The organism is Bradyrhizobium sp. Kon37 (genome assembly GCF_055807535.1).
Genome location: NZ_JBVVOY010000019.1, coordinates 50,614 through 73,060 on the forward strand (window position 1 = coordinate 50,614; position 22,447 = coordinate 73,060).

General features: G+C 54.7%; 18 protein-coding genes. 17 read left to right on the forward strand and 1 reads right to left on the reverse strand.

The genetic code is table 11. The annotated features are described in order from the left end of the window. Positions 1 to 102: 102 nt before the first annotated feature. The 17 genes from AC0L3J_RS27945 to AC0L3J_RS28025 all read left to right on the forward strand — a co-directional run bounded on the left by AC0L3J_RS27945 (position 103) and on the right by AC0L3J_RS28025 (position 21,119). Positions 103 to 1,563: an oligosaccharide flippase family protein gene (locus AC0L3J_RS27945; protein WP_473349075.1), complete on the forward strand. Its 1,461-nt coding sequence runs from the start codon at positions 103 to 105 to the stop codon at positions 1,561 to 1,563. Beyond that, positions 1,526 to 2,716: an N-acetylneuraminate synthase family protein gene (locus AC0L3J_RS27950; protein ID WP_473349077.1), complete on the forward strand. Its 1,191-nt coding sequence runs from the start codon at positions 1,526 to 1,528 to the stop codon at positions 2,714 to 2,716. The genes AC0L3J_RS27945 and AC0L3J_RS27950 overlap by 38 nt, the downstream gene beginning before the upstream one ends. After that, a complete protein-coding gene (neuC, locus tag AC0L3J_RS27955; RefSeq protein ID WP_473349079.1) occupies positions 2,716 to 3,870 on the forward strand; it encodes a UDP-N-acetylglucosamine 2-epimerase in 1,155 nt (384 codons plus the stop codon). The genes AC0L3J_RS27950 and neuC overlap by 1 nt, the downstream gene beginning before the upstream one ends. Before the next feature lie 31 nt (positions 3,871 to 3,901). Further along, complete coding sequence (locus tag AC0L3J_RS27960; protein ID WP_473349080.1) at positions 3,902 to 4,597, forward strand: acylneuraminate cytidylyltransferase family protein; 696 nt, start codon at positions 3,902 to 3,904, stop codon at positions 4,595 to 4,597. Further along, a complete protein-coding gene (locus AC0L3J_RS27965) occupies positions 4,594 to 6,273 on the forward strand; it encodes a hypothetical protein (RefSeq protein ID WP_473349081.1) in 1,680 nt (559 codons plus the stop codon). The genes AC0L3J_RS27960 and AC0L3J_RS27965 overlap by 4 nt, the downstream gene beginning before the upstream one ends. A gap of 63 nt (positions 6,274 to 6,336) precedes the next feature. Beyond that, positions 6,337 to 7,596: a glycosyltransferase gene (locus tag AC0L3J_RS27970; RefSeq protein ID WP_473349083.1), complete on the forward strand. Its 1,260-nt coding sequence runs from the start codon at positions 6,337 to 6,339 to the stop codon at positions 7,594 to 7,596. A 64-nt stretch (positions 7,597 to 7,660) separates the two neighbouring features. After that, positions 7,661 to 8,440 (forward strand): glycosyltransferase family 2 protein, encoded by a 780-nt coding sequence (locus AC0L3J_RS27975; protein WP_473349084.1) that lies wholly within the window; start codon positions 7,661 to 7,663, stop codon positions 8,438 to 8,440. Then, on the forward strand, positions 8,437 to 9,570 hold the full coding sequence (locus AC0L3J_RS27980; RefSeq protein ID WP_473349086.1) for a glycosyltransferase: 1,134 nt from the start codon (positions 8,437 to 8,439) through the stop codon (positions 9,568 to 9,570). The genes AC0L3J_RS27975 and AC0L3J_RS27980 overlap by 4 nt, the downstream gene beginning before the upstream one ends. Further along, on the forward strand, positions 9,570 to 11,453 hold the full coding sequence (gene asnB, locus AC0L3J_RS27985; RefSeq protein ID WP_473349087.1) for an asparagine synthase (glutamine-hydrolyzing): 1,884 nt from the start codon (positions 9,570 to 9,572) through the stop codon (positions 11,451 to 11,453). The genes AC0L3J_RS27980 and asnB overlap by 1 nt, the downstream gene beginning before the upstream one ends. Positions 11,454 to 11,485: 32 nt before the next feature. Next, positions 11,486 to 12,985: an O-antigen ligase family protein gene (locus tag AC0L3J_RS27990; RefSeq protein WP_473349088.1), complete on the forward strand. Its 1,500-nt coding sequence runs from the start codon at positions 11,486 to 11,488 to the stop codon at positions 12,983 to 12,985. 130 nt (positions 12,986 to 13,115) lie between these two features. Further along, positions 13,116 to 13,619, forward strand: coding sequence for an NUDIX hydrolase (locus tag AC0L3J_RS27995; protein WP_473349090.1), 504 nt, complete (start codon positions 13,116 to 13,118; stop codon positions 13,617 to 13,619). 282 nt (positions 13,620 to 13,901) lie between these two features. Next, positions 13,902 to 15,266 (forward strand): nucleotide sugar dehydrogenase, encoded by a 1,365-nt coding sequence (locus AC0L3J_RS28000; RefSeq protein WP_473349091.1) that lies wholly within the window; start codon positions 13,902 to 13,904, stop codon positions 15,264 to 15,266. Further along, positions 15,263 to 16,264, forward strand: coding sequence for an NAD-dependent epimerase/dehydratase family protein (locus AC0L3J_RS28005; protein ID WP_473349092.1), 1,002 nt, complete (start codon positions 15,263 to 15,265; stop codon positions 16,262 to 16,264). Before AC0L3J_RS28000 ends, AC0L3J_RS28005 begins: the two co-directional genes overlap by 4 nt. Continuing rightward, positions 16,261 to 17,511 carry a methyltransferase domain-containing protein gene (locus tag AC0L3J_RS28010; RefSeq protein ID WP_473349094.1) on the forward strand — a complete coding sequence of 417 codons (1,251 nt, stop codon included), beginning with the start codon at positions 16,261 to 16,263 and terminating at the stop codon, positions 17,509 to 17,511. Before AC0L3J_RS28005 ends, AC0L3J_RS28010 begins: the two co-directional genes overlap by 4 nt. Then, positions 17,504 to 18,574 carry a Gfo/Idh/MocA family protein gene (locus tag AC0L3J_RS28015; protein ID WP_473349096.1) on the forward strand — a complete coding sequence of 357 codons (1,071 nt, stop codon included), beginning with the start codon at positions 17,504 to 17,506 and terminating at the stop codon, positions 18,572 to 18,574. The genes AC0L3J_RS28010 and AC0L3J_RS28015 overlap by 8 nt, the downstream gene beginning before the upstream one ends. Further along, the gene (locus AC0L3J_RS28020; protein WP_473349097.1) at positions 18,571 to 19,833 is read left to right on the forward strand and encodes a glycosyltransferase family 4 protein; all 1,263 of its coding nucleotides are present in this window, start codon (positions 18,571 to 18,573) and stop codon (positions 19,831 to 19,833) included. Before AC0L3J_RS28015 ends, AC0L3J_RS28020 begins: the two co-directional genes overlap by 4 nt. Positions 19,834 to 20,252: 419 nt before the next feature. Next, on the forward strand, positions 20,253 to 21,119 hold the full coding sequence (locus AC0L3J_RS28025) for a class I SAM-dependent methyltransferase (RefSeq protein ID WP_473349099.1): 867 nt from the start codon (positions 20,253 to 20,255) through the stop codon (positions 21,117 to 21,119). Positions 21,120 to 21,357: 238 nt separating this feature from the next. Here the strand turns inward: AC0L3J_RS28025 and AC0L3J_RS28030 are convergent, their stop codons facing one another. After that, positions 21,358 to 22,380, reverse strand: coding sequence for an FkbM family methyltransferase (locus tag AC0L3J_RS28030; protein WP_473349101.1), 1,023 nt, complete (start codon positions 22,378 to 22,380; stop codon positions 21,358 to 21,360). Between the last annotated feature and the right edge of the window lie 67 nt (positions 22,381 to 22,447).

Genomic DNA, 22,447 nt, shown 5'->3' on the forward strand with positions numbered 1-22,447 from the left:
ACCTTGTCGCCTGCGTCAAAATTCGATTCCGGCGCATCGCAGGCAATGTAATTATTCAGTCGTTGGGGCGCTGCCGTGATGCGATCATCAAGGCTTAGCTGGATGCGTAAGCTCGTTGCTTTGATGAGAGGGCGGCTTGCCGGGCGGATTCTTTTTTTTCTGATCGCGACTGGGCTTCAGATCGTCCTGGCGATCGCAATTCTGCCTCTCACAACTATCGTCCTGACTCCGACGGATTTCGGCTATTTTGCGCTGATGATGTCGCTCGCCGCTTTCGTAAATGCCGTCAGTGACGGAGGCGGCTCAATGGCCTTGCATGCGCATTACGGCATTGCCACGCCTGACGAACGTCCGCGCATGATTGCCAGCTTTCTGTGGGTTGCATTCTCATTGAGCTCGATCCTTGCTATTACTTTTGCATTGGTGTGGCCATTGTTGGCGCCATTTATCGTCGGGACCCATGCAGAAGAGTTCTCATGGACCATTGCTACTCTTACGGCAGCTTTCATTCCGTTGCGGTCGCTTTCAGTCATGGCAACCGCGATCTTGTCCGTTGGCGGTCGAGCGAACGCAATTGCAGCCCAGATTGCCGGTCAAGCCCTTGCGACTTTTGCAACGACATTGATCTGTTTGTTCGTTCTGAATTGGGGGCTTTCATCTGTTTTTGCTGGAGCCGTCGCCGGACAATTGGCGTCGTTGACAGTCGCGGCCATCGCTCTGGGACGGGAGCCCTGGACGCGGCCCAGTCGACGTTGGCTGACTATCGTGCGGGATCATGCGCCAATCTCTGCATTCGCCGGGTTAAGCGACGGCATTCGTAGCGTTGGCGAGAACAGCGTGATTGCGGGAAGCCTCAGCGTGGCGGCTGTGGGCTTTTATAGTCACGCGCGTCTGTATTACGGAATGCTCATGACGACGACGAACGCTGTCTCCCATAATATGTGGTCGACGTCCCTTGCTGAGGCTCGTGATGAAGATGGCCAGTTTACAAAAACCGTCTACATATGGACGTGGGTGCACATCGGCCTTACTCTGTTTGGAGTCGGCGCCGTATGCTTCGGCAGTGACGTCGTCAAGTTGCTCACCAACGGGCGATTAACGCCAGCTGCCGCGATGATACCTTGGCTGGTCAATCTTTCACTCATTGGCTTGTCTGGACGCATCCAGAATGCGGTGGTTTTCGCGCGGGGCGGAGCAAAAGCCGCGAACCAAGTGCGGGCCCTCCTATCCTTGGCAGCTTTGGCATCCCTCCCATTCGTAATGAATCCTAATTTCGGAATCGGGTTCGGATTGTCAGGGCTGATCGCGGTACTATTAAGCGAAGCTGTGTTGTTCCGCTTATATCTGCGGTGGAAGGCGCGGGAATTTGTCAAATCTCTGGTTTTTCACGATCGGTGGGTAGTTGTCGGTCTCTTCGCAATATCGACTCTGTGCGTGATGAATCGGTTCTCCATGTGGTCTTTTGCGACACGTAGTGTCGTATTTGGTGCAGTAGTCGGGTTGGTCGTCATCGTGGAACGTGCCCGTGTTGCGTCGCTTTGGCGCTTCATCGGAAAAATATAAGCAATATGAGGCGCTTGAGGGCGGCCTGGCTGTCGCGATTCGGTGCTTATCGTGCAACAAGGAGCAGGAATGGCGCTTGATTGAGGCGTCTCAGTTGGGTTATGTGCGGCAAGTTTCCTACAAAACCGCTCTGAAAGCTGCAGTGCTCATGTTCGCTGGCCGCCTAAACCCATATATTATAGCTGAAATCGGGTCGGTTCACGATGGCTCGTTCGGCAATGCCTGCCGGCTCCTCGAAGTTGCAGCCGACTGTGGTGCGGATGCGGTGAAGTTCCAGACGCACATTGCTGAAGCGGAGACGCTTATGGATGCGCCGTCGCCGTCTTACTTTTCGGCGGAACCGCGCGCGGGATATTTTAGGCGAACGGGTTTTTCGCGCGAGCAATGGGCAAGTCTTGTAAAGGCCGCCAAAGCGCGCAACGTCGATTTCCTGTCGTCGCCGTTTTCACTAGAGGCCGTAGATCTGCTCGAAGCTATTGGCGTCGGTACCTACAAGATTCCATCCGGCGAGGTCAGTAATATTCCGTTGCTCGAACGTGTGGCCAAAACCGGCAAACCCGTCTTGCTTTCATCGGGAATGAGCAATTGGGACGAGCTGGATGCTGCCGTTGCTGCGTTGCGACGAAGTGGCAACCTCACGCTGTTGCAATGCACGTCGGTGTATCCGTGTCTGCCTGAGCAAGTCGGGCTCAACGTCATGTTGGCTATGAGGGAGCGCTACCGGCTGCCGATCGGATACTCCGACCATACGCTGGGTTTCAGTGCCCCCATCGCCGCAGTGGCGTTGGGTGCAACCGTGATAGAGAAGCATTTTACGTTTTCTCGCTTGATGTATGGTAGCGATGCAAAGCACAGCATGGAGCCGGATCAGTTCCGTCAGCTTTGCAGCGAGCTGAAGGACACTGGCCGCATGATCGCGCATCCAGTCGACAAGGATGATCTTTCTTCTGTTTCAGGCATGAAGCTGATCTTCGAGAAGAGTATCGTCGCTGCCAAAGATCTTTCCGCCGACACGATGATCGAGATGCATCACTTGGCGTTCAAGAAGCCAGGTGATGGCATTTCGGCTGCCAGGTATCGGGATTTTATCGGTCGGCGCATCGTGAAAGCTGTTTCGGCAGACCATAAGTTCGTGAATGAGGACTTCGCGTGATGCAGAAGAAGATCTGCGTCGTAATTGGTTCGCGAGCAAACTACAGCTCGATTAAATCTGCAATGCGTGCCATCCAGAGCCATCCGGCATTGGAGCTGCAACTTATCGTCGCGGCGTCAGCCGTTCTCGATCGTTATGGATCTGTGGTCAATCTGATCGAGCAGGATGGCTTCAAACCCCACGCGCGGGTGACGATGCTGATCGAGGGTGAAACACCTACGACGATGGCCAAGTCAACCGGCCTTGGGTTGATTGAGCTGCCGACGCTTTTCGAACAGCTCGCGCCTGACGTTGTTCTGACCGTCGGCGATCGTTTCGAAACCATGGCGACGACGCTGGCGGCTGCTTACATGAATATTCCTGTTGCCCATACGATGGGTGGCGAAGTCAGCGGAACGATCGACGAAAGCATTCGACACGCAGTTACCAAGTTCGCTCACATCCATTTTCCTGCGAGTGAAGGTGCGAAGGAGCGTATCATTAGGCTCGGCGAACTGCCGCAGCACGTGCATATGGTCGGATGTCCGCGCATCGATCTCGTTGCCGACATCTTGGCCAATTCTAGTGGGAAGCTAAGCGATCATCTCTTCGATGTCGGTGTCGGCGAGCGTTTTTCCATCGATGAGCCGTTTGTTTTGATCTCGCAGCATCCTGTCACGACCGAATATGGAGCGGGTGAAGAGCAGATCACAATGACGCTAGAGGCGGTTCGGGAGCAAGGGCTTGCCGCTATCGTTCTGTGGCCTAACTCGGATGCTGGATCCGACGACATTTCGCGGGGCCTAAGGAAATGGCGCGAGCGGAAGCTCGACGAACGAATGCACTTCTTTAAGAATTTGCCGATTGAGATCTATGTCAATCTCATGCGCGCGACGGCTTGCTTGGTCGGCAATTCCAGCAGCGGCATTAGAGAAGGCGCCTTTATCGGAACACCGGTGGTTAACATCGGCTCACGTCAGAACATGCGCGATCGCGGCGAGAACGTGATCGAGGTTCCTTATGGAAAGGACGCGATTTCCAAGGCGATCGCAAAGCAGGTTGTTCACGGCCGCTATGCGGTGAATCCGATTTATGGGGACGGCACTGCCGGCACTAGGATTGCCGATATTCTTGCGACCGAGCAGGTGGATGTCCAGAAGTGCATCACTTATTGACGGATGACGCTCATACTCTCGGTTCGTGCCGATGACGCTGGTGGCGCTCATTCCTGCCCGCGGCGGTTCAAAGGGAATCGTTGGTAAGAACTTGGCTCGTTGCGGTGAGCGCTCACTGCTGGATTGGACAGCTGAAGCGGCGCTCCAGTCGGGTGTCATTGACCGGGCCATTCTTTCGACCGACGATGAGGCAATCGCTGCGGCTGCAGCGGCCTTGGGCCTGGAGGTTCCATTCAGGCGTCCGGCCGATCTTTCTGGTGACCATGCACTGATGCTTGGCGTTATGCAGCATTGCTTGGCTGCTCTCCGCAACGAAAAGGCGGATGTCGAAGCGCTTGTGTTACTGCAGCCAACATCCCCTTTCCGACGCGCTCATCACGTTCGCGAGGCGGTCGAGAAGTTTCGTGCTCGTAGTGCGGCGACGCTTGTGAGCGTGGCTCGGGTGCCTCACTGTTTCGTTCCAGAAGCGCAAATGCGAGAAGAGAATGGCAAGCTCGTTCCGTATCTCGGCGGCGAGGTTGGTCGCACCCGGCGGCAGGACAAGGAAATTTCTTTCGGTCGCAATGGTCCTGCAGTGCTGATCGTTCGTAGCAACGTGCTAGATTCGGGGGTGTTGTATGGCGATCCCACTGTCGCTTACGAGATGGATCACCTTGCATCGATTGATATCGACACGCCGGCGGATTTGCGCCTGGCCGATCATTTAATGAAGACGGGCTACGCATGATGCGACAGCTGCTCGATCGGGTCCGTCTCACTCCGCTTGCCGGCCCCGTAGCGGACCTCGCGGCGCTTGGATCGTCACCGCGTCGTACACTTCGGCTGCTGAATGATACAAAAAAAACAGCCGCTGACGTTGAATTCCTCCGCCGCCTTCCAAAGCCGTCGTCGAGCGCGCGTCGCTTGCTGATTCTGAGCATGACTAATTCTACTTACAATGCGAAGGTTGAAGGAATGCTCGCATTGGCCATGCGGCGTCGCGGGTGGCGGGTCCAGGTTGTTACATCGTCGCTTTACACACATGCAAAAAGAATCTTCCGTGCGTTTGGGGTTGAGGAATTTGTCGACTTCGAAAAGCTGATTTCTGAAACTGATGCCGTGAGCGCGAGTGCGGCAGAGGTTGATCGGCGCAGGAGCGAGCCCACGGATTTTCAGTCGGTCCTTGAGTGGACGTATAGAGATGCGTGGATCGGTCCGCAGCTCTTATCGTCGATCTCCCGCCGGCAATTTGATGGAGCGCCAGATCCGCGTGACCCTGCAACCAGAGAACAACTTTTCAGTCAGCTTCTTCAGTCGGTGAAGTTTGTCTGCGCCGCAGAGCAAACATTCGCCCGAAGCAAACCGGATTTGATACTGGTCAATGAACCGAACTATCACGTTCTCGGCCCATTCGTGGACGTAGCGATCGCGCGCCGTATTGCAACGATCCACTTCATCCAACCTTCACGCGAGGATGGTTTGGTGTTGAAAAAGCTGTCGACGGAAACACGACGCATTCACCCCAATTCGATTTCTAAAAGTACGCTGGAGCATCTGGTCAGTTCGCCGTGGGGTAAGGTGCAGGAAGCTGAACTCGACGAAGAGTTCCAGCTGCGATATGGCGGGGTGTGGAAAATCCAGGCACGTAATCAGCCAGACACGATCGACGTGTCCAAAAGTCAGATTGTCGATGAACTAAACCTAGATGCGTCTAAGCGTATTGCGGTGTTGTTCTCGCACGTGTTATGGGACGCTAATCTATTCTATGGCCGCGACATTTTTGAGAACTATGGCCATTGGTTCATCGAGACAGTCAAGGCGGCCGTCGCGAATCCGCGGATGAACTGGATCATCAAACTGCATCCCGCCAATCTATGGAAGCGCAAGCTATCTGGCGTCACCGCTGAATATGGCGAGATGCGTCTGATTAGGGAGCAAATCGGCGAATTGCCGGCACACGTCAAAGTGTTAAAGGCCGATACCAAGATCAGTACGCTCTCCCTGTTCAAGGCGATCGACGTTGGCATTACTGTGCGTGGCAGCATCGGTTATGAGCTACCCTGCTTTGGGGTACCCGTTGTAACTGCTGGTACGGGCAGGTACTCCGGTTTTGGCTTTACTGAAGACCATGAAGATTTGGAAAGCTATCTGAGAACGTTGGCGGGCTTGGAGCACATGGGACGTCTTGATGAGACGCGCACCCACCGCGCTCGTGTCCATGCGCACGCATTGTTCGTGCGTCGTCCCTGGATTTTTAGTAGTTTCGAGACCCACATCGGCAGGAATGTCTCGGATCCGCTGTATCAGAATCTGACCGTGAGGGCGGGATCGAATGCAGACATCGACAAGATCGGAGACCTGGATCGGTTTGCCGATTGGGCCGAAGCGCCTGATGAGCTCGACTACCTTGCTCCGGTCCGTTGACGAAGCGGGCGGCCTTCTCTCAATTCAGCGTGTCATGGGGCGCAACGATACAGGCGCATTGAGATGAAAGGTTTGTCCGTCGTTCATTTGGCCCAATCCGATAACGAAGGCGGCGCAAACAAGGCTGCGTACCGAATTCATAGAAGCCTTCAATCGATCGGCTTGCATTCCACATTTCATGTCGGACGAAAGCATCTTGATGACAATTCAGTAGTAGCTGCGCATCTGCCCGGTGCGAGCCTTCCGGTGAGCGATGTCATCGCTTATTTGAACTCGCGGAAGCTCAAGAACTATCCGCACAAGAGGCCAACTCCCTTCTCACCTATCGGATTGCGATACGGGCAATTGAACGCCAGGTTGATCGCGGGGGCTGATGTGATTTGTGCACATTGGATCGCCGGCGCGTTCCTCAATTTCAAGCAGCTTGAGGCGGTCAGGAAACCGATCGTCTGGCGTCTCTCGGATATCTGGCCATTCAGCGGAGGCTGTCATTTCCCCGGAGGCTGTGACCGTTTCGAGCAGGTCTGTGGCTCTTGTCCGCAGCTTGGCAGTGACGCGGATCAGGATCTCTCGCGTGCGGGTATCGAAGCGAGAAAGAGTGCATTTGAGCGCCTTGATCTGACTATTGCGGCGCCGAGCCGGTGGATCGCTGGTCTGGCGCGGCGCTCCAGCTTGTTCGGCGAGCGACGGATCGAGCACATCCCGACCGGGGTCGACTTGAACGTGTTTCGCCCCCGGGACGGGATGGAGGCAAGGCGGCGATTGGGCTTGCCGGAAGACGGCCAGATAGTACTGTTTGGCGCGTTGGGTGCGACGGAAGATCCGCGGAAAGGGTTCACCCACTTTGTTCGTTGTATCGAAATCCTTGGTTCTACCGGACCTCGCAACCTGATCCCCGTAATATTTGGTGGGGCAACCAAAGGCGTTTCGCCGATTGCGGGAATTCCTGCCTTCCATCTTGGTCGAATCCAGACGGAGGAAGGTATGGCACTAATTTACTCTGCGGCCGATGTGCTGGTTGCTCCGTTTCTGGAAGACAACTTGCCCAATGTGATCCTTGAAGCTATTGCGTGCGGGACGGCCGTTGCCGCATTCGCGGCTGGCGGCATTGGGGATGCTGTTGAAGATGATGTTAGCGGCTCTCTTGCGCAAATCAGCGATGATCAAGGCTTGGCAACGAGCGTGGCGCGATTGTTAGAGTACACATCAGATCCCGCATTTAGGCATGGCGTTCGGTTGTTTGCCGAACGGAGATTTGATCTGGGGGAGTGTATTCGTCGTTACGCCGATCTCTTTGAAGATGTAGCTCGTTCCGAGAAGTAAGCCATGTCGACACTACTGTTTTCGTTGGTTGTAGTCGGCTATTGAATTGTGAGGCGAGAGCAGGATGACGACTGCAACGAGGCCACCGGTCACAGTAATAACTGTGGTCTACAACGCTATGCAAAATATCGAGGGTTGCATCGAGAGCGTCCTCGCGCAGCAAATTCAAGGTCTCGAGTACCTTATTATCGATGGCGGCTCGACCGACGGTACGTTGGAGATCATCAAGCGCTACGAGGGAAAGATTACACGTCTTGTATCCGAACCGGATCGCGGTCTCTACGATGCTATGAACAAGGGTCTAGAGCTTGCAGCGGGTCGCTTCGTACATTTCCTCAATTCGGACGATCGATACGCGTCGGCGGACGTGCTGGCTTCTGTTATTCCAAAGCTCGACGCTGGGGCGGTATGTTATGGACAAATGCACTATGTCGACGGTGACATGCCTTTGAAGCTCTTGGGGCGCCCGTTCGAATGGCGCAAGGAGCTTCGGGCCTCAAGCGTTCCGCAGCCGGCGATGTTTGTTTCGCCAGAGTTGTATCGACAGGTGGGCGAGTTCGATACTTCACTGAAGATTGCTGCAGATTACGACATGGTTCTTCGCTTAGCGAAGCGCTTTCCTGTGAAGTATATCGCTGAGCCTGTTACGAGAATGTATTCGGGTGGCCTTAGTTTTACGCGGCCGGACCTTACATTTTCAGAAGCTATGAGAATATCTCAACGTCACGGTTTAAACGCCACCGAAGCGCGTTTGATATATTGGGTCAGGCTGTTGAAATGGAACCTCAAAGACGTATTGCGAGCTGTTTCGCAGAAGACCAGGCGACTCCGGCGGCCGTTATGACAATTACCGTGGCCCATGTCATGAGAACCTATGGTGTCCATGGCGGTGAACGCCAATTAGGGCAGCTCTTCCGAACTAATGCCGGCGATAGTTTTCGCGACATCTTTCTATTCGTTTATCGCGATGACGCTTGCAGAAATTATTTTGAATCTATTCCCAATTTGACTCTCAAGGCATTGCTGCCGCTGAGAGCGCGGTTGTTTCCCTCACTGGCGTTGGAGATGCTAGTCCTACTGATGATTCTTCCTGTACTTCAAGTCCGTACGATTTGGATGTTGCGCAAATTGGGCGCTGCAGTTTGCGTAGCACATGGCTTGCAGGGCGCGCTGACCTGCTGGCTTGCAGCTTGTCTTCTCCGAAGTGTTCGTTTCGTCTACGTGCACCGCGGAACGAAATCGAAGGCCGGGTCGAACTGGATGTTTCAGTTTCTATATCGGCCTTATGATGCTGTCGCCGGAGTGTCTCACGCATCAGCTCTGTCCCTGAATCCTATGCTTGGAAATCGATCCGCAATTTCGCTGCCGAACGGCATCGACTCAGAAGCGGTCCAGGCGGAGGCTAAAGACTGCGCCCGGCGAGTGGGCAAAACCGTGCGTATCATTTCGGTGGGGCGGCTCATGTCAGCCAAGGGGCAGGCCTTGATCGTGAAGGCCTTTTCTATTGTGGTCGATTTGTGTGGACAAGATATTGAGCTAGTCCTGGCCGGCGATGGACCGGACGCAGATCGGCTTAGAAGGCTGGCTGCGGAGCTGAACATATCCCATAATATCAGACTTGCAGGATACGTTTCGAGGGTCGTGTGCGAAATGATTGACTCAGACATTTTTGTTCATGCGTCTGAGACCGAGGGGTTAAGTAACGCCGTGCTTGAGGCAATGGAGTTGGGCCTGCCGAGTGTCGTGATTGACGCTCCTGGCGTTACGGAGTGCCATGTGGACGGTCAAACAGGATACGTCGTCGAACGTGATGTTCAAGCATTGGCGTCTAGGCTGACTACTCTCGTCAAGGATGTGGAGCTTCGAAAGATGATGGGCGGTAGGGCAAAGCGGCGTGTCCGCGAAGAATATTCGATGGTCGCTAATCTGAACCGGTATCATGCGCTTTACGCTAAGCTTCTGGCGGGTTGCTGATGTGTGGTCTGGTCGGCGGAATTTGGAGCGATGGTCGATTGCTGGCAACAGATATCGTCGCCGCTGCATCGCGTTCGTTGGCCCATCGAGGGCCGGACGCCGAGGGTGATCATCTCGAGCCCGGCGTCTTTCTTGGTCACCGACGTCTGAGCATCATAGACCTTGATGCGCGGTCTACCCAGCCGATGCATGCCGGCTCGCTGACTATCGTGTTTAACGGGGAGATATATAATTATCGCGAATTGCGGGCGTCTCTTAAGACACGTGGTCGTGTTTTTCATACTGAGTCGGACACGGAAGTCTTGCTTGCGGCTTTTGCCATGGATGGATTGGCTGCGCTGCCGACCTTCGAGGGTATGTTTTCATTCGCCATTTGGGATCGAGAGGCCCGGCGATTGACGCTTGCGCGCGATCGCTACGGCGAAAAGCCGCTTGTATGTCTCGAGGATGGGCAGCGGCTGCTGTTTAGCTCTGAGATTTCTGCAATCGGGATCCTCGCGGAGAATGACCTCAAAATCGAGCGAAGCAACCTACCGTCATTCTTCCAGTTTTCGTATTTGCCCATACCGTTGACCCCATATCGAAACGTGAAACAGTTGCGCCCAGGCCATTGGCTGCAACTCGACGTGGACGATTGGGCAGTTCGAGAGGGGCGCTATTATCAACTCCCTGGTCCCTCTCAGAAGACTAATACTATTTCGTTTGCAGATGCGAAGAAGGAATTACGACGACGGCTGATTGCGTCTGTTGAGCAGCGTCTGGCTGCGTCCGATGTGCCAATCGCCACTTTTTTGAGCGGCGGCCTGGATTCGTCGATTATCTCAAGTATTGCAGCAAGGGTATCGGGGCGCAAGATTGCCGCATACACGATAGGCTTTCCGAATGATCCTACCTTCGATGAATCGCCATATTCGCGAATGGTGGCCGCCCGATATCCCCACATCGATCATCAAGTCATCAATGTCACTGAAGAGGATCTGACCGAGTTCACCAACAAGACGTTGGCATTCTTAGGGGAGCCTCACGGTGACGCCTCTATTATCCCGACAGCGTTTCTCTGTTCGCATGTGAAAGAGAAAGTCATTCTCGGAGGCGATGGCGCAGATGAGCTGTTTGGAGGATACGGCGTCTATGCTGCGATGATGATGAGCGCTCGCATTCCGCGTTGGGCTAAGCATCTGGCACAGGTACTTCCGATGCATCGGAACCCGGCAAGAATCGAAAATCCGCTTCTTCGAGCGGCCGCATTCTTTCGAATGCATTTGCGACCGACAGGGGTAGAAGAGTATCTGTCTTGGCGATCCTATGCGTCCCAGCAACAGATCGAGAGTTTGGGATTTTCGGGCGATTTCACGGAGAAGTTGCCCGTAGAGTTACGAGTTCGCGACTTGCGCAAGCTCCAGGATATTCTTCGAATGGATATCGAGTTCAATTTGCCAGGCGATATGCTCAAGAAGGTCGATCTTGCGAGTATGCAACACGGACTGGAAGTGAGACTGCCTTTTCTCGATTCGGGCTTGGTGGAATTCGCCTTGAGTTTGCCTTCGGAATTTCTCATCAGACGAGGTGTACGGAAGTACATTCTGCGAGAGACGTTCAAAGATGACTTGCCGTCGGACATTTTGACACGCGGCAAAAAGGGCTTCCTGCTCCCGATACGTAAGTGGATGAAGTCGGGCAGGATGCGTGAGGAATTGTTGGAGTTGGCTCGGAGGCAGACAATGCTAAATTGGCGATCTATCGAAGCTTTTGCCGACGAACATCGTCTTGGCGTTGTCGATCATTCGATGTTGCTCTGGGCTGCCTACGTTTTCCTGAAGTGGGATACTAAGCACACTGTGCAAATGACGACATCACCAAGCCTCAAGAGCTGTTTTGGCTGAATGGCGCGCCGATAGATACGTTGGGGTTGGCTATGGTAGCGGATTCACTGGGCGCCCAGTTTGCCGGGACGAAAAATCGCGTTCTTGATGGCACAAAAGCGAAGGCGTTCACGGCACTGTATCTGTTCTCTGTCGCAGTGATCTGGTGCTTCGTTAGATCAGCTTATGTCGATAGCGGGAATACCGGATTAGCCGAGGACGTCGTTCCGGTGGGTGTAAGAATCGGATTCTTCTTTGCGTTATCTATACCTGCTTTGTTGTTTGTTTTAACCCGGTCCTCTCTGGCTTGGTTAGCGGGGCTGTCTGCTGCACTCGGTTTTTTGCCTCGTGTGCCGCTGCTGCCATTTCTTCATGAGTACGCCCATGTCGTCGTCGTGTTGTGGTCCCTTGTATTGCTTGTTGAGTTCTTGCGCGGCGCAAAGAGGAGCAAGACGCCACTTCATGCGACACTGTTCGTGTTATTTTGTATGACCGCAATCTTCTCGACTATTATTAACTATGCGGTCTATGCCAACTTGTGGCAGTTGAAAGTTGGGGTTGCGTTCACTCTGCTGTTTGGCCCTGTCTGCTTCGTGATTTATGCCTTGGCCGTCAAAGCAGACGGCTGCGAAGTTGATTTCGATCGGCTGCTTGACGGGTTCGTCTGGGGCGTACTGGCGCAAGGTGTCATCGCCTGTTTTGCAGTGCCACTGCTTGTCCATTCGTCTCAATACGACGGAAATGACACAATCTTTGGGTTGGGATACTACTACCGATATAAGTCGACGTTTTCAGGGCCTGTATCACTCAGTTTCTTTTTTCTAGTCTCGGTGCCGTTGACGTTGCTTTGGTTGCATCGCAGGGGGAAGCCATCTTTCTGGACCTCTGTATATTTTCAGATTGTTCCGTGGCTCTTGATGGCAACCGCGAGCCGGACTGCCCGCGTCGCAATGCTCATACCGTTTGCGATGTTGTTGATTTTGAAGACAACGCGGCGGACCATGATATTGATGCTGCCGTCCGTGATTCTCGCGTACTTGGTGTGTTTCTCCTATGTATCTCTGCCCGCCGCTTTGACGGTGATGTTGGGCGGTAAGATTGATCCAAGCCAGGATATGCTCGAACGTTTTTTTGTCACGAGCGATCGCGTTGATTTAGTACGGCAGACCGCTTTGGAAATGTCACATGCTTCCTTCGTCATGAAGCTTTTTGGCTTTGGCCCCGGCGTAGGGGGTTACGACGCAAGCGGATATCCCACACCGCATAATATGTTGATGAATCTGTGGGTCGAGACCGGTGTTCTCGGGTCTGCGATCTTTGTCGGTTTTCTCATCGCGTTGTTCTGGGCCGTTCTTCGCCATGCAATTGCGCGACGGACCGACTCTATTTCAGCTTGGCTGCTGGTAATTGCGCTGCTTTCGTTTGCCCTCGTCAACGCGGCATATCAGACGAGCTACTGGGGATATGCGCTGATCTTAATCTTGTTGGCAGTCCGCGGCGCTCGGTTGTTTGACGCTGGGGAGGCCAACGTGCCAATCGATCCATCGGGCTAGTTTTAATGCGTATCAGAGTTTCGGCGGCAATTTCAATTCTGGTGGCTTAGTTTGCAGAATTTGGGGCTTTGTTATGGGTCCGTTTGACAACTCGAAGAGTGATGCAGCCTCGCGTATTAGGGGCCGAAAAATGTCTGTCGTCTCCCCCTGGCTCACCTTGGTCGAACGCGAGGTCTTGGACGGACGCGGAGCATCCATAGGCAATTTCCACGGGCTTGCTCTTGCAGATTATGTCTCTGCGATTGCCATCACGGCCGACGGGACACTGCCGCTGGTTCGGCAGTTCCGTCCTGCGATAGAACAGTGGACGCTGGAGTTCCCAGGCGGGCTTCTAGATGAAGGCGAGGAGCCGGAGCGCTGCGCGTTACGGGAGCTCTCGGAGGAGGTAGGTTTGTATGCTCCGCAAGCCATCAGTCTGGGAGAGCTGCTCCCGGACTCGGGAAGGCTCGGTAATAGGCTATGGGGCTTCGTTGTACCTCTGGCGGAAAAGCTGGCCAATTGGGCACCTGAGCCGGACCTAGAGATTTGCTGGGTGAGCCTGACGTCGTTGGAGGATTCTATCCGTGACGGCACCTTCAACCATGCCCCGCATCTGGCGCTGTTCGCCGTCGCCCGGTTAAGGGGCCTGATCTAGCGAGTGTCAGACTATTCGCTGCGTCCATGGGCGAGACCTCCGCGGTAGATGGCCTCGGCGTCAGCAAAGCGCGGCCTCAGGGACCACCACGAGTCGCCATCTTCCTGGTGCCCACCAAGTGCCCTGCAACACGAAAATTCGAGCATTTCTAGGGGCTTGGTACAGGTCGTAGCGAGCGCTTTCCTCGCTCGCTAGGTATCAACAAACAGCAAGACATAGGGAGCCGTATCGTCTATTGGGAGGCGAGAAATCTGCTCTCTCGATGGGTAAAAGACCTCCGCCATGCTCGTTCCCCGCTCTTTCGCCGACCGATCCGTCTGCATTTTGGGCCTCGGATATGTTGGTCTTACCCTTGCTTCAACCATGGCTGCCGTCGGATTTCGAGTCTGGGGCGTCGAGGTCCGCGAGGATGTGGTGGAGCTGTTGCAGCAGGCACAGCCACATTTCCATGAGCCCGGACTGGCTGACCAGTTGGCCCGCGTTTTAAAAAGCGGCGCATTTTCGGTTCATGCAAGTGTACCGCAGGATTGTGATGCGACGGTTTTCATTATCACAGTAGGAACGCCGCTGGGTGCGGAAAAGCGTGTACGCACGGACATGATCGAGCATGTCGCGGGCGAGGTTGCTGAAGCGATGCCAGCAGGAGCCCTCATCGTTATGAGATCTACCGTGCGGTTGGGAACCACGCGCTCGATCGTTGCCCCCATTCTTGATGCTGCCAACAAGTCCTACGATTTGGCTTTCTGTCCTGAGCGAACGCTCGAAGGTGTTGCCATTCAAGAATTGCGTATCCTTCCACAAATCGTCGGTGGCGCTTCGGAAGATGCGACAGTACGAGCAGGGCAGCTATTTCAGTTCGTCACGCCGACAACGGTGCGTGTACGTGATCTTGAGACCGCAGAGATGATTAAGCTAGTAGACAACTCCCAGCGTGACGTGCACTTCGCTTTCTCCAATGAAGTAGCGTCGATGTGTGACGCGATCGGAGTGAGCGCCGCGGATGTGATCTCTGCCGGAAAGCTTGGATATCCACGCACAAATCTGGCAATGCCAGGGCCGGTCGGCGGTCCCTGTCTCGAAAAGGATTCCTATATCCTAGCCGAAGGACTGGAGCATCGCGGCGTGTCGCCAGCGATTGTGCTGACCGCGCGGAAACTGAATGAAGCTCAGCCCGAGCAAGCGATCGCAGCATTGAAGCGGGCGACTGGTCGCATCAATGGTTTTCCAGATGCACCGATAGTGACTGTACTCGGCCTTGCCTTCAAGGGTGCGCCCGAAACGGATGATCTGCGTGGCACGATGGCGCGTCCTATTTTCGCAGCGCTACAGCGCCATTTTCCGAATGCGCGGTTCAGGGCCTTCGATCCGGTTGTCTCGCTGGAGGCTATTCGAGATTTCGGGCTAGATCCGATTCCGTTTCTAGAGCAAGCGCTTGATGGCGCCAATGTTGCCGTCATTACCAACAATCACAGCCGATTCCGCTCCATGGCGATCGAAACGCTGTCGCATCGGATGGCTTCGCCTGCGATGTTTTACGATTTTTGGAACTTCTTCAACGCCGATTACCTGCTTTTGGCGCCGCATGTCGGCTACATGGCGCTTGGCAGCCACGGTCGAGCGAAACTTCCGAGGGGGCAGGGTCTATGAGCCGTCGATATCTTGTCACGGGAGGTACCGGGTTTCTGGGAGCGGCTTTGGTCCAGAAGCTGGTGGGAGCCGGGCATTGTGTGCGTGTGCTGGACAATAACTGGCGCGGTGATCCAAGGCGGCTTGCTGGAATTGAAGATCGGATAGAGCTGCATATCGGCGATATCCGGGATCCGCAGGCGGTGCGCCGAGCGGTCGATGGTATGGACTGTGTGGTTCATATGAGCGCGATCAATGGAACTCGGTATTTCTACGAGCAGCCTGAACTGGTGGTGGATGTCGCGATTCGCGGGATGCTGACCGTGATCGATGCGTGTCGGGATGCAAAGGTGCGCGAACTCGTCGTTGCATCGAGCTCCGAGGCCTATCAGTCGCCGGATCAAGTGCCGACTCCAGAGAACGTTCCGTTGGTCGTGCCCGACATCCGCAACCCGCGATATTCTTACGGTGGGTCAAAGCTCGCATCCGAATTGATCGCGCTTAATTATGGCCGTACCCATTTTGACCGCGTGGTCGTTTTCCGACCTCACAACGTCTATGGCATCGATATGGGGTTCGAGCATGTAGTTCCTGAATTTTCGGTCAGGGCGGCAGAGTCGGATTTGGTGACGAAACCGGGATTGCCTTTGATTTTTCCTTTGAAGGGCGACGGCGCCCAGACGCGTGCTTTCATTCGTGTCGACGATTTCACGGATGGTCTGGCGACGGTCGTTACACGCGGCGAGCACCTCAACGTTTACCACATTGGAAACACAGAAGAGGTGACGATCCGACGTGTTGCGGAATTGATCGTTGCAACCTTCGGTCGGGAGGCGGTCATTGAGGCTGGTCCCGCGCCCTTGGGCGAAACGCAGCGCCGCTGTCCGGACATCGGTAAGATCCAGGCTCTAGGTTGGTCCCCCCGCATTTCCCTGCAAGACGGTCTACCCACCGTTGTTCGCTGGTACCGAGACCATCCAGAATTACGGCCATTACGAAGTTTAGGAGACAGCAAATGACAGCGCCGGCGCAATCCAGGCCCATCCTCGAGTGCCAGATCTGTGCGAGCAGTGAACTCACGCCAATTCTGTTTCTCGGCTATGTCCCCCCGGTGAACACCATGCCTTTAGTAGGAGAGCGCGCGCTTGAGCAGCCCGCTTTTCCGCTCGAGCTGTTCCGATGCGAGGAATGTAGTCTGGTCCAGATCGGATTGGAGGTCCATGCGGAAATTCTCTTCCCATATTCCTATCCGTATCTGAGCGGCACGACCAAGATCTTGCGCGAGAATTTCGCTGAGCTCTATCGCGAGGCTTCATCGCTCATCAAGATTTCGGCAGATGATCTCGTGGTGGACATTGGTTCAAATGACGGATCGTTACTGATCAATTTCAAGGACGGCGGCCATCGTATTCTTGGCGTTGAGCCATCCCGCGCTGGTGAAGTCGCGCGCGGGCGCGGCATTGAGACGTTGACGGACTATTTTGGGGTGGGGCTCGCAACCCGGCTGCGTGCCGAACGCGGCGCCGCAAAGGTTATCACTGCGGCAAACGTGTTCGCGCATATCGGTGATGTCCACAATGTTACGAAAGCCGTTGCCGAATGGCTCGCCGAGGACGGTGTATTCATCTCGGAGTCGCACTATCTGCTCGATCTCGTCGAGACGCTTCAATACGACACGGTCTATCACGAGCATCTTCGTTACTACGCGCTGGGCGCGATCGAGGCGCTGTTAGCACGTCATGGACTGGAAGTCTTTCACGTTAAGCGCATTCCGACACACGGTGGCTCTATTCGAGTTTATGCCTCTCGTCCTGGACAGTACCAGATTCAGCCATCAGTTGCCGAGCGCCGCGCGGACGAGGAGCGCTTCGGTCTCGCCGATGGCAGTGCGCTGAAGACTTTTGCCGCACGAGTCGTTCGTTCTAAACTGGATCTGTACAAGTTGCTTGCCGGATTGAAAAAGGATGAGACCAGAATTACTGGTATTGGTGCTCCGTCACGTGCATCTACGTTGATCAACTATGTCGGTCTCGACGACGGAATCCTGGACTCTGTGATGGAGGTATCAGGCTCGCACAAGTTGAATAGGTTTATTCCGGGCACGAGAATTCCCGTGATCGACGAGGCCGCGCTGTACAGCGATCAGCCGGATTTCGCGCTGCTGCTATCTTGGCACATCGCCGATGAACTCGCGGCCAATCTGAGAAAGCGTGGTTACAGGGGAAAGTTCATTGTGCCCTTGCCCGAGCCGCGAATCATTGAGTGATTTGATGGTGGCGAAACGAGCGCTCAGGCTCGGGGTTGTGGGGCTGGGATTTGGTGCCGACGTGCATGTCCCAGCTTTTGCTTTGCTGCCGGGCGTCGAGATCGTTGCCTTGCTTGGCAGAAACGCCGACAGGGCTGCAAGCGTGGAAAGCCGTCTTCAGATTCCTGTGTTGACGGACGCTCACCGTTTTTTCACGTTGGGCCTCGATGCGGTGAGCGTGGCGGTGCCGCCAGGAGAAGTCGAGACCATCCTAGAACGCTGCCATGCGCGCCGCCTTCCTGTGCTGTGCGAAAAGCCGCTCGGTGCCAATATGCTGGCCGCGGAGAGATTGGCACAGAAGTACAGTGATCTGACGACGGCGGTGGATTTCGAGTTTGCAGAATTGGCGGCATTTTCAGCATTGCATGAGATGATCGGAGCACGAGAGCTCGGGGATCTCCGGCACATTCAGGTGACCTGGCTCAACGAATCTTGGGTGCATCGAAGCGGAAGTTGGTCGTGGAAGACTGATGCCCGCCGCAACGGCGGCGTGCTAAATCTTTTCGGGACGCATGTTCTGTACCTTATGGAATGGCTTGCGGGTCCAGTGGTCGCTTTGTCTGCACGCCTGGATTCGCGAGTTACCGCGCAGCTGAAGCCAAATGACGGTGCAAGTGCAGCGGAAGATCTAGTCCATGCGACGTTTGACCATGCTTCCGGTGCGGTAACGTCAATTACAATCGGCAATGCTAATCCAGGTCTAACGACGCACCGCTGGACGGTGGTGGGGAGTGCCGGAACGGCAGTGATCGATAATTCTACGCGAGACTATATGGGGGGGTTCAAATTGGTCGCGACGAGCGCCAGTGGTAAGGTATTGTCGGAAGTTTCCGAGCCTATCCCCGATGGGGATGGTCGTCTGCCTCCCTTCAAACGGCTTGCCGAGCGCTTCGTTGCCGCAGTAAGGGCAGGTACCACTTGTCATCCTAGTTTTGGCGAGGGGGCACGCGTACAGCAACTCGTCGATGCCATTAGGCAAGCGGCGGTCGACAACCGAGCCATCAACGTCCGGAGACCGGTGTGAGGCTCGTCATCGTCGCATCGAACCGGCCCTTTCCCGGGCATACCGTTCGCGCTGCGAATGTGGTCGTGTTTGAACTTACGCGTGCCCTGGCGACGCAGCCCGGAATGACTATCGGGTTTCTAAAGGTCGGTCTGGAAGGGGAGCCTGGAGCTGACGCTGAAGAGATTGCAGGTCTTGCCGCTCTGGCCGAATTCGGTGTCGACATTCTGCCGGAAATCGTATTGCCCATGCGAACGACTCAGGGCTCGCCATTCATCAAATTACTCAGTCCGAAGCCGGAACATTTCTATCCCTACGTCAGCCAGGGAGATGCGATTGCGCGGGCGCTGGCATCCTGGAATGCTGACGCGCTGTTGGTGCCTTGGAGCGAATGGCTAACCGCCGCTTGTTCCACCGTGCCCGTTCTCAAATTCGCGTACTATGGAAATCCGGACCACAAAACCGGCTATATGCGTGCATTGCATGATCGAAGACTGAATGGCTTGAGCCTTGGCCATCTGCGATTGCGCCTCGGGTTGTCCCGTCTCGAAAAAGTGCATAACCAGATCATGCATCGTTATGAAATACTCGGAGACGTCGCTGCCAACGATGCAAGTTATTACGCTCGGCTTGGGCATCCGAACGCATTTTATATCCAGAACGTCTGGATTGACCGCTTCGGCGAGGGGTGGCGTGAGCGTAGGCGCGCGCTCGAAAAGCCCAGCCCACTTGTCATCATCGGCAATGTCGGAAAGTTAGGCGGAACCGCCAACCGCTTTGGGCTCGATTATCTTGGTCGCGAGCTGCTCCCCGAGCTACGGAAGCGCATGGCGCCAGGGACATTCAGGATCGAAATTCTCGGGTCCGGCGAGCTCGAGTCGGGCATTCGTGCCCCTCTCGAGGGGCAGGATGTCGTGTTTCGTGGATTCGTGCCGGATATTGACGAGGCTATGCTGGCGGCGCATGTGTTCCTGTGCACTAACAATGCAACCCCGTTCAAGGTTGGTCATACTCGATATCTTCACGCTTGGACTCTCGGTTCCTGCGTCGTAGCCCATCGCGATGTGTCTATGTCGATGCCCGAAATCAAACACGAAGAGAATGCTTTGCTTGGGCGTGACGCCGCTGATATCGCACGTCTGATTGTGCGAGCAGGGCAGGATCAATCGCTACGTGACCGCATCGGAAGTGCGGGTTGGGAGACCTATTTGAGCAGGTTCAGGGCGGAGACAGTTGCGGAGGATGTTGTCGAAAGGTTCAATCGCTATAGCGATCGCTAAGTTTTTCAACCTAAGAAGCGATAAGTACGGACAAGGCCGACCACGGTTGGGGCCGCTTCGAAGAAAGCTTCGGTGCGGGTTTGTACCAAAGCGCTGGCGCAAGCGGAGTTGCTTGACTAGATCGGCTCGATAGATAGATCGTCGACAAAGTGAGAAGAGATGGAAGAGTCCGATCGGTCCTAGAGTCTGACCGCGGCCTTCGTCCGGTACGATCGTCGTTGTGTAGCGAAGCTCTAGACTGACCGTCGGAGCTGGTGGAGCCCGTACGGCAGGCGCCGGGGAGCCTGATTCGCGCGGAACCGCCGGTCGTTCAGTCTGCTGTTCGCTTGTTCGGCTACCTCAATGCCACTATAGAAGCAGCTTCAGTGGCGAGATATTCCATCTCCCGTGGCGAGCCTTAATCGTGGGAATGGTATCCGATGAACTATAGCGGAAAATCGGCCCTTTCTTCACCAGCAGCATTTTTTGAGTGGTGCCTTCATTCTGTCGATCAGGATAAGATACCTTTTCGGGCCAATTATCCTCAATATTTTGGCAATTCGGCGCCCTATCTCTGGAAGGCCTATGACCGGCGCTTGGCTGATGTGGTTGCGCTCGTCCGTCCTGGCTTGCGCGTCCTTGAGGTCGGCTGTGGTATTGGTTCTGACCTCCATTGGCTAGCGCTACGAGGGGCAGATGCCACAGGTATTGATGTGAAGTCCGAATGGACGGACGCTGCGCGCGAACTGACGCGGCATGTTCGTGACAAGATCGGTCCGGTCACGGTTAAGATCGAGCGCATTAATTTGCTTGATCTCCCTGATGTCCAATACGATCTCATCTACATGAAGGATACCTTTCATCACTTGGAGCCACGCGATCACATCGTCGCAAAGATCGCGTCGTTGCTTGCCCCCGGAGGCAGAATAGTGATCGTCGAACCTAACGCATGGAATCCTGCGATTCAGTATAAGATGTTTCGGATCCGCGGTTTCAACACGATCATCGATAAGATCGATAAAGCGACGGGCGAGCGCTTCATTTATGGGAATGAGCGCCTCGTTACCGGGGGAGCCATTGCAACCGCTTTTGCGCGGTACGGTATCGAGGGTTCTTCGCGCTTGTTCCGGCTGGTGCCGACTGCGTTGGCGTCGAATCCGTTCTTTGTCAAAGTGGCCAACCTGCTTGAGAAGCTTCGGATCGAGGCGTTATTGGTGCCTGCCTGCATTCATAGTGTTTATTCGGGGACCATGCCCGATAGAGGCATTCGGTCAAAGGAACGAGATCACAAGTCCGGCACATTATAACCTTTTATGCCTCTATTACGTCAGTTGCGGAATCATGCAGATTGTCCGTTTAGGTGCGATCCAAAGAACGTTGGTCTTTGTCAGAATTGACGAACAGAATCTATGGAACCACGCCCAGCAGCAAATAGCTGGCGGCATTCATGCCGGCCGAGGTCTGCCTAAACGGGACTCGAAGAATATCAGTTCCTCGATGCCCCTTAGAGAGCGGATCTGTCGACTAGCACTGCAGGTGGACGCTCTAAATCATGCGACCTATCGTTTTAGGCGCGCGCTGCCACGCACGTCTCAGTCGCTGGAACGTCCAAGCCGACGAAGCAGCCTTCTCGATCTGATCGATCTCCCCTTCGGTATTTAGCCCAGCGTTCTCCAGCAGAGACAATGCAAAAGAGACAAATCCAAAAGACATTGAAACCGCCGCTAGCCGCTGCAGCTTGTTAGGAGTCAAAGAGACACGATCAGGATCAACACAAAAAATAGCATCGCCCGACATAAAGAGGCGACGGTCAACCGTTTCTGACATGTCGCGTTTGCCCCTGCGATAGGTTGGGTGTCCGAGATCAAGATCGAGTAAGCGATACTTCAGCGAGTTTAACAAGGCGTGCTGGTCGCCTAGTACGCCGTGCTTATTGTAGTAGGGGAGCGTTTGAAACTCCGAGTAGACAAACAGAATGTCATGGTCGTTGAGAAGCCTGGAAGCGCCTTTAAGGCATTCGACTTCGCCGCCCTCGACATCGAGTTTAAGAAAGTCGACGGTCCTGCCGGCCGAAATAATGCTGTCGAGTGTGTCGCATTGAACTGTTGTGGTTTTCACCACTCGGGTGGCAACGTCAAAATAAGAGATGGTGCGACGGGAAACAGTATCCAGGTACATATCTTTTGTTACGTCTAGGGGCTCTCCCAAAAGAGTGCAGGCGCCAGGGCCGGTGGTGATAAAAAAAGTTCGTTCGCCTTTCTCGCTCCAAATTGCAACCGGATGATATTCGGAATATTTGAAGTCGGGCAAATGCGCTCCGAGGGCCGCTGCATCTGTCGAGCGAGACGCCAATTTAGCGTATTCCTCTGGATTGGGCTCAAACCCCACAATGGTTGAACGTCTAGCAAACGAAGCGGGGAACATGCTCATACCGTTTCTAGCTCCGACATCGATAAGCACCGGCGACTCGTCGATGTGCGAGAATATCAACTCACCAATTGTCGGTCCTTTGGCGGTTTTGAAATCGAGAGGATTGCGCCGTAGATACCGGACAGATTGTTTCAGCATACAGGGGATCCTTGCTTGGACATTCGCGCTAGGACAAATATAGATACCTTCATCATTCGTCTGTCGA